Annotated in this window: 12 protein-coding genes; all 12 read left to right on the forward strand. The window is 31.9% G+C overall.

Features of this window, described 5'->3' with window-relative positions:
* The first annotated feature begins 103 nt into the window (after positions 1-103).
* Entirely contained in the window at positions 104-1219 is a 1116-nt protein-coding gene (locus ACFSSB_RS03580) for an N-acetylmuramoyl-L-alanine amidase family protein (RefSeq protein WP_379901043.1), read from the forward strand.
* Positions 1220-1352: 133 nt separating this feature from the next.
* Positions 1353-2222 (forward strand): MlaD family protein, encoded by an 870-nt coding sequence (locus ACFSSB_RS03585; protein WP_379901045.1) that lies wholly within the window; start codon positions 1353-1355, stop codon positions 2220-2222.
* A 16-nt stretch (positions 2223-2238) separates the two neighbouring features.
* Positions 2239-3552 carry a 4Fe-4S dicluster domain-containing protein gene (locus ACFSSB_RS03590; protein WP_379901047.1) on the forward strand — a complete coding sequence of 438 codons (1314 nt, stop codon included), beginning with the start codon at positions 2239-2241 and terminating at the stop codon, positions 3550-3552.
* A gap of 125 nt (positions 3553-3677) precedes the next feature.
* Positions 3678-4469 (forward strand): (Fe-S)-binding protein, encoded by a 792-nt coding sequence (locus ACFSSB_RS03595; protein ID WP_379901049.1) that lies wholly within the window; start codon positions 3678-3680, stop codon positions 4467-4469.
* 18 nt (positions 4470-4487) lie between these two features.
* Positions 4488-5108 (forward strand): hypothetical protein, encoded by a 621-nt coding sequence (locus tag ACFSSB_RS03600; protein WP_379901051.1) that lies wholly within the window; start codon positions 4488-4490, stop codon positions 5106-5108.
* The gene (locus ACFSSB_RS03605) at positions 5108-5593 is read left to right on the forward strand and encodes an ABC transporter ATPase (RefSeq protein WP_379901053.1); all 486 of its coding nucleotides are present in this window, start codon (positions 5108-5110) and stop codon (positions 5591-5593) included. The genes ACFSSB_RS03600 and ACFSSB_RS03605 overlap by 1 nt, the downstream gene beginning before the upstream one ends.
* A gap of 22 nt (positions 5594-5615) precedes the next feature.
* Complete coding sequence (gene serB / locus ACFSSB_RS03610; RefSeq protein WP_379901055.1) at positions 5616-6839, forward strand: phosphoserine phosphatase SerB; 1224 nt, start codon at positions 5616-5618, stop codon at positions 6837-6839.
* A 78-nt stretch (positions 6840-6917) separates the two neighbouring features.
* A complete protein-coding gene (locus tag ACFSSB_RS03615) occupies positions 6918-7349 on the forward strand; it encodes a thioredoxin family protein (RefSeq protein WP_379901057.1) in 432 nt (143 codons plus the stop codon).
* Entirely contained in the window at positions 7346-8335 is a 990-nt protein-coding gene (locus ACFSSB_RS03620; RefSeq protein WP_379901059.1) for an FAD:protein FMN transferase, read from the forward strand. Before ACFSSB_RS03615 ends, ACFSSB_RS03620 begins: the two co-directional genes overlap by 4 nt.
* Positions 8328-8540: a DUF4266 domain-containing protein gene (locus tag ACFSSB_RS03625; protein ID WP_379901061.1), complete on the forward strand. Its 213-nt coding sequence runs from the start codon at positions 8328-8330 to the stop codon at positions 8538-8540. The genes ACFSSB_RS03620 and ACFSSB_RS03625 overlap by 8 nt, the downstream gene beginning before the upstream one ends.
* A gap of 81 nt (positions 8541-8621) precedes the next feature.
* Positions 8622-9998, forward strand: coding sequence for a DUF3570 domain-containing protein (locus tag ACFSSB_RS03630; RefSeq protein ID WP_379901063.1), 1377 nt, complete (start codon positions 8622-8624; stop codon positions 9996-9998).
* Between the two features lie 250 nt (positions 9999-10248).
* Entirely contained in the window at positions 10249-13206 is a 2958-nt protein-coding gene (locus ACFSSB_RS03635) for a glycoside hydrolase family 3 N-terminal domain-containing protein (RefSeq protein ID WP_379901065.1), read from the forward strand.
* Positions 13207-13263 lie beyond the last annotated feature (57 nt).

The raw sequence follows: 13263 nt of genomic DNA on the forward strand, positions 1-13263 counted from the left end.
TATGGCTCGGTTTTTGAATTGCCAAAATTACATATATTTTTTATGATTAATTTAATATTAAGCAATTTAAAATAAATCAAGCCCTTAAATAGTTTTTATCTGTATGCAAACGAATAGATTATATTATATTTTCTCTTATATATTAGTATTAACGCTTTTGGTTAGTTCTTCAAGCATTTATGCACAAAAATCAGACAAGTTTGTTGTGGTTTTAGATGCAGGCCATGGAGGGCATGATCCTGGAAATCTAGGTAATGGTTATAAAGAAAAAAATATTGCTTTAAACATTGTGCTTGCTGTTGGTAAAGAATTAGAAAAAAATCCAGACATTAAAGTAATATATACACGTAAAACCGATGTGTTTTTAGAGTTGCGTGAACGTGCTGCCATTGCTAACAATGCAGATGCAGATTTATTTGTTTCTGTGCATTGTAACTCTTTTAGTAATCAAGCACACGGAACAGAAACCTTTGTTCTAGGCTTACATGCTAGTGAAAGAAACTTTGAGGTTGCTAAAAAAGAAAACGAAGTTATTTATTTAGAGGAAAACTATGATGTGCACTATGAAGGTTTTGACCCTAAAGCGCCAGAGTCTTTAATAGGTCTTACTTTGTTGCAAGAATCGTATTTAGACCAAAGTATACAGCTAGCACAATTTGTAGAAACTAATTTTGTAAACTCTTTAAAACGTAAAAGTAGAGGAGTAAAACAAGCAGGATTTTGGGTGTTACACAATACGTACATGCCAAGTATTCTTATTGAAACCGGTTTTTTAACCTATAAAAGTGAAGGTGCTTATTTAAACTCTAACAAAGGCCAAAAAGATATGGCTACAGCAATTAAAGACGCTATATTAAAATATAAAAAGACCTTAGACCAAAATGTTGGTGAGTTTGTTTTTACTCCTCAAGAAGAATACCCAAGTGTAACAGATGATAAAGAACAGATTATTAAAAATGTAGTTTTTAAGGTGCAAATTGCTGCTAGTTCTAAAAAATTAGAACCTAAACCTTATAATTTTAAAGGTTTGTCTGATATTTCTAGAGAAAAAGTAGGAGGTCTTTATAAATATTTTTATGGCTATACATCAGATTATACTAAGGCTAAACAACTACAAGCCAAAGCCAAAAGCAAAGGATATAACACTTGTTTTTTAGTCGCTTTTAAAGACGGAAAAAAAATAGCACTAGACCAAGCCTTAAAAACAAGTGCTAATTAGATTCGTTCTTTGTAAATTTATTTCTAATTTTGTTTCATAACCAATCCAATTTACGTTGAAGTTATCCAGAGAAGTTAAAACTGCCATACTTGTTATTTTAGGAATTGTATTTCTTATAATAGGTATAAATTATTTGAAAGGAATAAACATCTTTCAATCTAAAAACGAATTCTATACAGAATTTGACTACAATGCGTTAACACCAGCATCTCCTGTTACCATAAAAGGAAATAATGTAGGAAAGATTAATGATATTAAATATGATTTTGAAACTGGTAAAACACGAGTAGCTTTTACCATTGATAAAAATTTACAATTCTCAAAAGACAGTAAAATGCGTCTTTATGAATTAGGAATAATGGGAGGAAATGGTATGGCTATCATTCCTGCTAAAGGAGGAACTCCTGCTAAAAATGGCGATTTTATAGCTTCTGAAGTAGAAGAAGGACTTGTTAAAAGTTTAACTTCTAACTTTTCAGGATTAAGTTCAGGACTAGACGAAACCTTAGAATCTGCAGATTCACTTTTAGTAAACCTAAATAAATTAGTAGAAGACGATTCTGAGAAAGGATTAAAAAATGCAATAGGAGAATTAAACACTACTATAAAATCTTTTCAAACCTTATCGTATTCTTTCAACTCTTTAATTGCTAAAAACGATGCTACACTAACTTCTATGCTTTCTAATTTTGATAAAGTAAGCAAAGATTTAGGAGCACTTACCGAAGATTTAAAAGATGTTGAAATTTCTAAAACCGTTAAAACCTTAGACCAAACCTTACTAGAGGTAAATACACTTTTAGCAGGTTTAGATCAAGGTGAAGGTACATTAGGTAAACTACTTACAGATGAAGAGTTGTATAATAACCTAGAAGTGGCATCACAACAATTACAAGAATTATTACAAGACTTTAAATTAAACCCAAGTAGATATATAAAAGTATCTGTTTTTGGTAAAAACAATAAAGAAGGGTACATAAAACCAGAAGACGAAAGACAATAAACTAACTAACCATTACATGAACTACTTACCAAATATAATTTTTGCCATTGCGCTACTTTTAGGCCTTGGTTATTTTGCTAAAAATGTAAAAAAACTAGTACGTAATATTAAATTAGGTCAAGATGTAGACGTCAGCGACAATACCTCGCAACGTTGGAAAAACATGATTAATATTGCCCTAGGTCAAAGTAAACTAGTAAAACGTCCTGTTTCCGGATTCTTACACGTAGTCGTTTATGTTGGTTTTATCATTATTAATATTGAAGTCTTAGAAATTATTATCGATGGCCTTTTTGGTACACATCGTATATTTTCTAGTATACTACCAACCTCTGTTTACGGATTTTTAATAGGAACTTTTGAGGTTTTAGCCTTTTTAGTACTAGTAGCAGTTACTGTTTTCTGGATTAGAAGAAACGTAATCAAACTAGCACGTTTCTGGAAAGACGAAATGAAAGGTTGGCCAAAAAGTGACGGAAATATCATTCTGTATTTTGAAATGGTATTAATGACACTTTTCTTAGTCATGAACGCCACAGATGGTACTTTTCAAGAAATGCAATCTGGAAACATCATTAGCCAATACATAGCACCAATATTTTCTGGTATGGCAGAAGGAACGGTTCACTTTATTGAAAGAGCAGCTTGGTGGTTACACATTGTAGGTATCTTAATATTCTTAAACTACTTATATTTTTCTAAGCATTTACATATTCTTTTAGCGTTTCCAAACACCTATTATGGTCGCGTAAATAATAAAGGACAATTAAACAATTTAGAGTCTGTAACTGCAGAAGTGAAAATGATGATGGATCCAAACGCAGATCCATTTGCTGCAGCACCAGAAGGAGCAGAAGACGAAGTTCCTGCAAAGTTTGGAGCAAGTGATGTGCAAGATTTATCTTGGGTACAGTTGCTAAACGCATACACCTGTACAGAATGTGGTCGTTGTACCAGTGAGTGTCCTGCAAACCTAACAGGTAAAAAACTTTCGCCTAGAAAAATCATGATGGATACTAGAGATCGTCTAGAAGAAGTAGGTAAAAACATAGATGCTAATAATGGCGAGTTTAAAGACGATGGTAAACAATTATTAGGCGACTATATTACTAACGAAGAAATTTGGGCATGTACCAGTTGTAATGCCTGCGTAGAGGCTTGTCCTGTAAGCATCGATCCGTTATCTATTATTATAGAAATGCGTCGTTACTTGGTAATGGAGCAAAGTGCTGCACCAACAGAATTAAACAATATGATGACCAATATTGAAAACAACGGAGCACCTTGGCCGTACAACCAACAAGACCGTTTAAACTGGAAAAACGAGTAAAATAATTTGGGCGTTACCACAAGGGTCGCGCTTTCGGCAGTCGCTCTCTGCGAGGAGCTTCAACAAATGCCTCAATCGCTAACGCAGTTAAAAACTAAAAATTAAATTCCTAAAATAACAACATAATGAGCGAACTACTTAACGTACCAACAATGGCAGAGTTTATGGCAGAAGGCAAACAACCAGACATTCTATTTTGGGTTGGTTCTGCAGGAAGTTATGATGATAGAGCAAAAAAAATAACCAAAGCTTTTGTAAAAATATTAAACAAGGCAAATGTTAATTTTGCTGTTTTAGGAACCGAAGAAAGCTCAACAGGTGACGTAGCTAAAAGAGCAGGAAACGAATTCTTATTTCAAATGCAAGCCATGATGAATATAGAGTTGTTAAATGCTTACGAAGTAAAACGCATTGTAACCTGTGATCCGCATTCTTTTAACTGCTTAAAAAACGAATATCCAGGATTAGGTGGTGTGTATGATGTCATGCACCATACCCAATTTATAAAAGAACTAATTAGCTCTGGAAAACTAGATGTAAAAGAAAGCGACTATAAAGGCAAACAAATTACCTTTCATGATCCTTGTTATTTAGGTAGAGCAAATTCAGAATATGATGCGCCAAGAGAAGTGCTAAGTTCATTAAAAGCAAACTTAGTAGAAATGAAACGTAGCAAAGCAACAGCTTTATGTTGTGGAGCAGGAGGAGCGCAAATGTTTAAAGAGCCAGAAAAAGGAAATAAAGATATTAATGAACTTCGTACAGAAGATGCTTTAAAAACCAATCCAGAAATTATAGCAACTGCTTGTCCTTATTGCATGACCATGATGTCAGATGGTGTAAAAGTAAAAGAAAAAGAAGCACAAATAAAAGTATTAGATATTGCAGAACTTATTGCTAGTTCTCAAAATTTATAATTCCTAAAAGGGGATAACATGAAAAAAACTATTCTATTTATTTCGTTCACTTTTGTAACGTTTTTTGCTAATGCACAAAGTGAAGAAGCAGATGCATTACTAGATAAAATATCTATGGAAACTTGCGAGTGTGTAGAAAATAAAGGGCTAGACTATTCTAAAATTAGCAGTAGTAAATTAGAATTAGAATTTGGAATCTGTATAATGGAAAGTTATGCTAAAAATAAAAGGAAAGCAGAAAAGTATTTAGATGTTTCCTTAAATGATGACGCTTCATTAGAAAAATTTGGTGAAGATATTGGGTTTTTAATGGTCAATAATTGCCCAGATGTAATTATGGCGCTTGCAGGAAATTATGCTGCAGATGAATTCGAAGAAACTAAAGACGACCTTACTTTAATAGGAAAAATAATAAATATAGAAACAACCCAGTTTAATACCATCGAAATAAAAGACGATAGTAATAGAGTTCAGAAATTATTGTGGTTAGAATATTTTGAAGGTGAAGAATTTTTGTCGAATTCAAAAGTGCTGAAAAAGAAAAATATGGAAGTGGTTTATATTGAAAAAGAATTATATGATCCTAAAATTAAAGAATACCGTAATTTTAAAATAATAAAAAAAATATCCGTATTATAATGTTAGTAGACTTTAATACATTACCAGAAGAATCTCGCGTTTGGATCTACCAAGCAAACCGTTCTTTTACAGAAAAAGAAATAGAAGAGATTTCTAATAAGCTAAATATTTTTATTGAAAACTGGGCAGCACATGGTAGTGATTTGCAAGCTGGATATAAAGTTGTTTATAAGCGATTTATCGTTATTGGCTTAAACCAAGACATGAATCAAGCAACAGGGTGTTCTATAGATGCTTCTGTGCAATTTATTCAGCAATTAGAAAAAGATTACAATGTAGATTTAATGGATAAAATGAATGTTTCTTACAAACAAGGAGAATTCATTGCTTATAAATCATTAACCGATTTCAGAAAAATGGCTAAAGATAAAGCGGTCTCAAAAAACACCATTGTCTTTAATAATTTAGTAAATACAGTAGCAGAATTTAATGAAAATTGGGAAGTTCCTGCTAGTGAGAGTTGGCATGGTAGATTTTTAAATTAGTAGCTAGTAATTATACATACATATGACTAACGAGATTTTTTTATTAAATATTTCTGGGCCAGATAAACCAGGATTAACTTCAAGTTTAACAGGTGTTTTAACAGATTATGGTGCTAAAATTCTAGATATAGGTCAAGCTAATATTCACGATACGCTTTCTTTAGGTTTCTTGTTTGAAATAGGATCTAAAAAAAAATCTGCAGCAGTATTAAAAGACTTACTTTTTAAAGCTTATGAGCTTGGTGTAAAAGCTAAATTTACTCCAATTTCTTTAGAAGATTATGAAAACTGGGTGAACCTACAAGGTAAAGACCGTTATATCATTACTATTTTAGGAGAAAAACTTTCTGCAGAACAAATATCTCAAGTTACTAAAGTACTTTCAGATAAAAACCTAAATATTGATGCTATTAAAAGACTTACTGGTCGTATTTCGTTAGTAAAAGAAGATGAATATCCAAGAGCATCTATTCAATTGTCTATAAGAGGACAAATTGATAACAAAACCGAACTTACTGAAAAATTCATGCAAATATCACATGATTTAGATGTAGATATAGCTTTTCAAGAAGATAATATCTACAGACGTAACAGACGTTTGGTGTGTTTTGATATGGATTCTACTTTAATTCAAACCGAAGTTATTGATGAACTTGCAGAACTTGCAGGAGTAGGAGAACAGGTAAAAGCCATAACAGAGTCTGCTATGCAAGGTGAGATTGATTTTAATGAAAGCTTTAAAAAACGTATGAAGCTTCTAGAAGGTTTAAGTGAAGAAGTATTACAAGAAGTTGCTGTTAACTTACCAATTACCAAAGGTGCCAAAAGACTTATTGATACCTTAAAAAAATACGGATTTAAAACTGCTATTCTTTCTGGAGGATTCACTTATTTTGGTCATTTTTTACAAAAAGAATTAGGTATTGATTACGTATATGCTAATCAATTAGAAATTAAAGATGGTGTTTTAACAGGAGGATATCTTGGTGAAATTGTAGATGGAAACAAAAAAGCAGAATACCTTAAAGAAATAGCAAAAACCGAAGGTATCGATATCAGACAAACTATTGCTGTAGGTGATGGTGCTAATGATTTACCTATGCTAAGTCTAGCAGGTTTAGGTATTGCTTTTCATGCAAAACCCACTGTAAAAGACAATGCACAAAGTTCTATATCTAGTATTGGTTTAGATGGTGTTTTGTATCTTTTAGGCTACCATGACAGACATATTGATTTAATAGATTAGTATTTTTTATAGACTATGTAACTATTGTTACAAAACACGCCAATACTTTTTCCGTAATTTACATATTAAATTATTGCTATGAAAAAGATACTAGGCTTAGCTTTTATACTGTTCTTTTCAGTATCTAGCTTTGCACAAGAATGGCTTACAAACTTTGATGAAGCCAAGGCTTTAGCCGCTCAAAACAACCAAAAAATAGTTTTAGTATTTCAAGGGTCAGATTGGTGTGCACCTTGTATAAAATTAGATAAAGAGGTTTGGAGCACAACAGAATTTCAAAAACTTGCAGCCAATCATTTTGTAATGCTACAGGCAGATTTTCCAAAAAGAAAAGGAAATAAGTTGTCTCCAGAATTACAAGCGCATAATAATAAACTAGCCGAAAAATATAATCCAAATGGTTACTTTCCATTTGTAGTTGTTTTAAACCATAAAGGGGAAGTGTTAGGTAATTTAGGTTACCAAAAAACCACTCCACAAAAATACTTTAACACATTAAATAGCTTTTGAAAAAAACACTTTTCATATTAGCTTTTTTAGCATTTTATACTACTTTTTCGCAAGAAGTTTTTAATAGCACCATAAAATTAATGGGAAGTCGTTTTGATATTTCTGTGGTAGCAAATTCAAAAACAGAAGGTGATGCTTTTATTGCTACTGCAATTGAAGAAATTACAAGAATAGAAAAACTAATATCTTCTTGGGATGAAAATTCGCAAACCTCTTTAATAAATAGTCAAGCAGGAGTGAAGCCTGTAAAAGTAGATTTAGAATTGTTTCAGCTTATAGAGCGTGCTTTAAAAATCTCTAAATTAACTAGTGGAGCTTTTGATATTAGTTATGCGTCAATGGATAAAATTTGGAAGTTTGATGGTTCTATGACAAGCATGCCTTCTTCTGAAGCAATAAAAAAATCGGTTGAAAAAGTAAACTACCAAAACATCATTTTAAATCCAAAAGAGCAAACGGTTTTTTTAAAACAAAAAGGAATGAAAATTGGCTTTGGTGCTATTGGTAAAGGCTATGCAGCAGATAAAGCAAAACGCTTATTGCAAAGTAAAGGAGTACAAGCCGGAATTATTAACGCATCTGGAGATTTAAATGCTTGGGGAAAACAACCTAATGATACAGATTGGATGGTTGCTATTGTAAATCCGTTAAACAAAGAAAAAGTGTTTTCTTGGCTTCCGGTTAATAATAGTGCTGTGGTTACTTCTGGTAATTATGAAAAATATGTACGTTTTAATGGCGAATTGTATTCGCATATAATAGATCCTAGAACGGGTTACCCAAGTAAAGGTATTTTAAGTGTGTCTATTTTTACTACTTCTGCAGAACTAGCAGACGCATTAGCTACTTCTGTTTTTGTAATGGGAAAAGAAGTAGGATTAGATTTTATAAACCAACTTAAAGATGTAGAGTGTATTATAGTAGATGGTAATAACCAGATTATTACATCTAATAATATTGAACTAAAACAAAATACAAATGATTAAAAAAGTAGTAGTAATAGTCTTGATAGTTGTAACCTGTAGTTCTTGTGTTGCAGTAAAAGAATATGAAAAAGTGTATATAAATGATCCAGATATGAATTTAACGCAAAAAAAAGTAGATCGTTTTGAAACTAATTTTCAAGTATATCGTGAGGCTGCTTCAGGAGCCAATGGAGGTAAATCTGGAGGTGGTTGTGGTTGTAACTAATTGAAACAAGTTTTTGTTTTATAATAAGGTAAGTCGCATTTATCTCATTGTAAAATGAGCTCTCATTATTTTAAAATGAATATGAAAAAAATAATATTAATAGTAATCCTTTTTTCTTTAGGAAGCACTTTTGCGCAGCAAGATAGTACAACAGTCTATAAAAAACGAGTTTTAGAAACTACAGAAGTAGATTTCTTAACCAGTTACTATTCGCAAGAAGGAGACAATGCTGCTGTTACAGGAGGAATTGGTACCGAAAAATTAACAGATTTTACGCCAACTATAATTGTTAGTTTGCCTTTAAACGCAGATGATGTATTAACGGTTGATGCAGGAATTTCTACTTATAGTTCTGCTTCTTCAAGTAATTTAAATCCTTTTGATGGTTCTAAAGGAGCTAGTCCTTGGGTAGCTTCATCTGGTGCATCACAACAGGATACATGGGGAAATGTTAATGTTGGTTATGCACACAGTTCTGATGATAGAAATAATATATGGAACGCTAATGTGTCTTTTGCTACAGAATATGATTATACCTCTGTTGGTTTTGGAGGAGGATTTGCAAAACTTTTTAATGAAAAAAATACAGAAGTAGGAGTAAAAGCAAATGTGTATTTAGATACGTGGAGTCCAAAATACCCAACAGAATTAGATACTTATGTACAAACTAATGGTAATTTAAATCAAGGTTTTTTTCAGGATATAGATATTTTTGATCAAAACGGAAATGCTAGTTCCGCTTGGAGTCCTGTTGCAGGATTTGATTTAATAAATGACAAATCAAGAAACTCTTATTCAGTATCGTTTAGTTTTTCGCAAATACTAAGTAAAAAAGCGCAGATGTCTTTGTTTTTTGATCTCGTAAAACAAGAAGGTTGGCTAGCTAACCCAATGCAACGTGTGTATTTTGCAGATGTAGATAATTATTATGTTGGTAATGCTAATAATATTTCTAGTTATACTTCTTCTAGCAATAGAGATGTGTTTCAGTTGGCAGATGATATAGAAAGATTACCCAATAGTAGATTTAAAATTCCGTTAGGTTTACGTTTTAATTATTATATAAATGAAACCGTTTCTTTAAGAACCTATTATCGTTATTACTATGATGATTGGGGAATTAACTCGCATACAGCTAATGTAGAAGTGCCTATTAAAATCACTTCAAAATTCACACTGTATCCTTCTTACCGATTTTATAACCAAACAGCAGCAGATTATTTTGCTCCTTATGAAGAAAATCTGTCTACCAGTGAATTTTATACTTCAGATTATGATTTGTCTAAATTTTCTGCTAATCAATATGGTTTTGGCGTTTCATACACCGATATTTTTACAAAATTTAATATCTGGAAACTAGGGTTAAAAAATGTAGATTTTAAATACAACAATTACAAGCGTAACACAGGTTTATCTGCAAACATCTTTGCTATAGCCTTTAAGTTTGTTATGAATTAGTTTTTTTTTAATTGTAGTTTCCTTTTTTTAATACTTTCATAACAAGTAGTTATAGCGTGTTTTGTTTGTGTACATATTGTTTTTCAGCTTGTTAGTATAGGTTTTGTGCTCTTGTTTTTTACAAAATAAAGGTCTTGTTATTTGTAAATCGGTTAATAATTCTTCTAAAATCTATCTTAAAGTCTGTAAAACTTCGTTTTAAAAATGTTATTTTGGCATAGTTTTTAAGCTATATTTTTAAAGCAATTTTATGCGTCACTACTTTATATTATTTTCTATACTATTTTATTCTATTTTAAACCATGCACAAGAGGTAAATCCGCTTTTAAAAGGAGATGGTGTTGCTCAAAAAAAATGGGTAGACAGCCTTTATAACAGCCTAACACTTCAAGAAAAAATTGGACAACTTTTTATGGTTCAGGTTTTTTCTAATCAAGATGCTGCTAATAAGGCTAAAATAGTAAGGCTTATTAAAAATCAAAAAATTGGAGGTGTTATCTATTCTAATGGAGGACCTGTAAGACAAGCTAAACTTAATAATGAGTTACAAGCGGCATCAAAAGTACCATTATTGGTTGGTATGGATGCAGAATGGGGTTTAAGTATGCGTTTAGATTCTACCTATGCTTTTCCTTGGAACATGACTCTTGGTGCTATTAAAGACAATAGGTTGGTAGAGCAGGCAGGAAGACAAATAGGAGAACATTGCAAACGTTTGGGTGTTCATTTTAATTTTGCTCCTGTTGTAGATATAAATACCAATCCTAAAAACCCAATTATTGGCAATCGTTCTTTTGGTGAAGATAGAGATAATGTTACCGAAAAAGCATTGGCTTTTATGAAAGGTATGCAAAGTGCTGGTGTTTTAGCAAATGCAAAACATTTTCCAGGACATGGTGATACCGAAAGCGATTCGCATAAAACGTTACCTTCGGTTCTTTTTAATGAAAAACGAATAGATTCTATTGAGTTATATCCTTATAAAAGACTGATTACAGAAGGTTTGTCAAGTGTTATGGTTGCGCATTTAAACGTGCCAAGCTTAGAGCCTCGCGAAGGTTTTCCTTCTTCATTGTCTAAACATATTGTTACCAATATTTTAAAAGAACGCTTAGGTTTTAAAGGCTTGATATTTACAGATGCCTTAACCATGAAAGGCGCAGCAGATTATATTAAAAAATCTTCAGATGTAAGTACTAACAATACTATAAATACAGGAGGAGAAATAGATCTTATGTCTTTTTTAGCTGGTAATGATGTAATGCTAATGTCTGAAAATCCTGAAAAAGGTATTGCAAAGTTTGTAGATGCTTTTCATAAAGGAGTTATAACTGAAGCACGTTTAGCACATTCGGTAAAAAAAATATTACAAGCTAAGTATAAAGTAGGATTAGACCACTACTCACCAATTGGTACTAATAATTTAATAAATGATTTAAACCGATTACAAGATGATATTTTATATGAAGAGCTTTTAGAGAATGCCATTACAGTAGCAGAAAATAAAGCAGGTATATTGCCATTACAAGATTTAGAAACTAAAAGTATTGCCTATGTAAAATTTGGTGATGCAGATGGTACTGCTTTTTATAATGAGTTAAAAAAATACACACGTGTTCATGAAGTTAAAGCCGATAATTTAGAGGGCATTTTAGAAAAACTGAAACCATATAACACGGTTATTGTTGGCTTACACAGGTCTAATGCTAACCCTTGGAAAAGCTATAAGTTTACAGAAAAAGAACTTACCTGGTTATATGAAATTGCAAAAAACAATACTGTAATACTAGATATATTTGTTAAGCCATATGCGCTTTTAGATTTAAACCCAATTAACAATATTAAAAGTGTTGTAGTTAGCTATCAAAACAGTGTGATTGCACAACAAAAATCTGCACAGATTATTTTTGGTGCACTGCCAGCAAAAGGAAGATTACCAGTTTCTGCAGGTGTAGATTTTAGTGTTGGTCAAGGCGATTTATATAATGATATTGATCGTTTATCTTATACGGTTCCGGAGCGTGTTGGTATGAGTTCAGAAAAATTAAAAGTAGTAGATTCTATTGCAAATTATGCTGTAAATGGTAAAATGACTCCAGGAATTCAATTACTTATTGCTAGAAAAGGAAAAGTAATTTACAATAAAAACTTTGGTGCACATACTTATGACCAAGGAGCAGAAAAAGTAAAGTTTAATGATATTTATGATGTGGCTTCTTTAACAAAAATATTAGCAACCTTACCTTTGTTAATGGAGTTAGAAGAGCAAGGTATTGTTTCTTTAGATAGTAAATTGTCTGAAATGTTACCAGAATATAAAGACTCCAACAAAAAAGATGTTACCATAAAAAGTATGCTTTCGCATTATGCCAGATTAAAACCTTGGATTCCTTTTTATTACGCGACTTTAGATTCTGTTACAAAACGTCCAGAGCCTAAATATTACAGAAAAAAATTCGATCCAGAGTTTAGTATAAAAATTGCGGATGAATTGTATATGCGAAAAGACTATAAAGACTCTATTCAAAAAATAATTAAGGATACAGACCTCTTAAATAGACAACGTTATCGTTATAGTGATCTACCTTATTACATTTTAAAGAAATTTATTGAGAAACATTACGACAAAGATTTAGATGAGCTTGTAAGAGGTCATTTTTATGAGTCTTTAGGTGCTAATCATACCATGTACAATCCTAATAATAAGGTGAGTAATAAAAATATAGTGCCAACGGAAGAAGATAATTATTATAGGTATCAAAAAATTCAAGGATATGTGCATGATATGGGAGCTGCTATGCAAGGCGGAATTGGTGGTCACGCAGGTGTTTTTAGTAACGCCAATGATGTAGCTAAAATTATGCAAATGTATTTGCAAAAAGGATTTTATGGAGGAAAGCGTTATTTGCAACCAGAAACTATAGATAAGTTTAACACGTGCTATTATTGTGATGATAATAACCGAAGAGGAATAGGTTTTGATAAACCACAATTAGGAGAAGCAGGACCAACATGTGGTTGTATATCTATGACAAGCTTTGGGCATTCTGGTTTTACAGGAACCTATGCTTGGGCAGATCCTGAAGAAGAAATTGTATATGTGTTTTTAGCAAATAGAACTTATCCTGTTGCAGGAAAAAATCTGTTACTAAAAGAAGATATAAGAACTAATATTCAGGCAGCTATATATGAAGCTATAGCAGAATAGATAAAACAGTAGTATAATACAAGTTTAATTAAAAAGATAGCTGCTTTTAGCAGGCAT

Origin of the sequence: Lacinutrix gracilariae (assembly GCF_042684485.1) — a bacterium.
Lineage (GTDB): Bacteria > Bacteroidota > Bacteroidia > Flavobacteriales > Flavobacteriaceae > Oceanihabitans > Oceanihabitans gracilariae.

Excerpts from the sequence above, each read along its gene's own strand:
- ACFSSB_RS03580 (WP_379901043.1), top strand. The coding sequence starts at position 104 with ATGCAAACGAATAGATTATATTATATTTTCTCTTATATATTAGTATTA.
- ACFSSB_RS03635 (WP_379901065.1), top strand. The coding sequence starts at position 10,249 with ATGCGTCACTACTTTATATTATTTTCTATACTATTTTATTCTATTTTA.
- ACFSSB_RS03595 (WP_379901049.1), top strand. The coding sequence starts at position 3,678 with ATGAGCGAACTACTTAACGTACCAACAATGGCAGAGTTTATGGCAGAA.
- ACFSSB_RS03625 (WP_379901061.1), top strand. The coding sequence starts at position 8,328 with ATGATTAAAAAAGTAGTAGTAATAGTCTTGATAGTTGTAACCTGTAGT.
- ACFSSB_RS03630 (WP_379901063.1), top strand. The coding sequence starts at position 8,622 with ATGAAAAAAATAATATTAATAGTAATCCTTTTTTCTTTAGGAAGCACT.
- ACFSSB_RS03600 (WP_379901051.1), top strand. The coding sequence starts at position 4,488 with ATGAAAAAAACTATTCTATTTATTTCGTTCACTTTTGTAACGTTTTTT.
- ACFSSB_RS03605 (WP_379901053.1), top strand. The coding sequence starts at position 5,108 with ATGTTAGTAGACTTTAATACATTACCAGAAGAATCTCGCGTTTGGATC.
- ACFSSB_RS03590 (WP_379901047.1), top strand. The coding sequence starts at position 2,239 with ATGAACTACTTACCAAATATAATTTTTGCCATTGCGCTACTTTTAGGC.
- serB (WP_379901055.1), top strand. The coding sequence starts at position 5,616 with ATGACTAACGAGATTTTTTTATTAAATATTTCTGGGCCAGATAAACCA.
- ACFSSB_RS03615 (WP_379901057.1), top strand. The coding sequence starts at position 6,918 with ATGAAAAAGATACTAGGCTTAGCTTTTATACTGTTCTTTTCAGTATCT.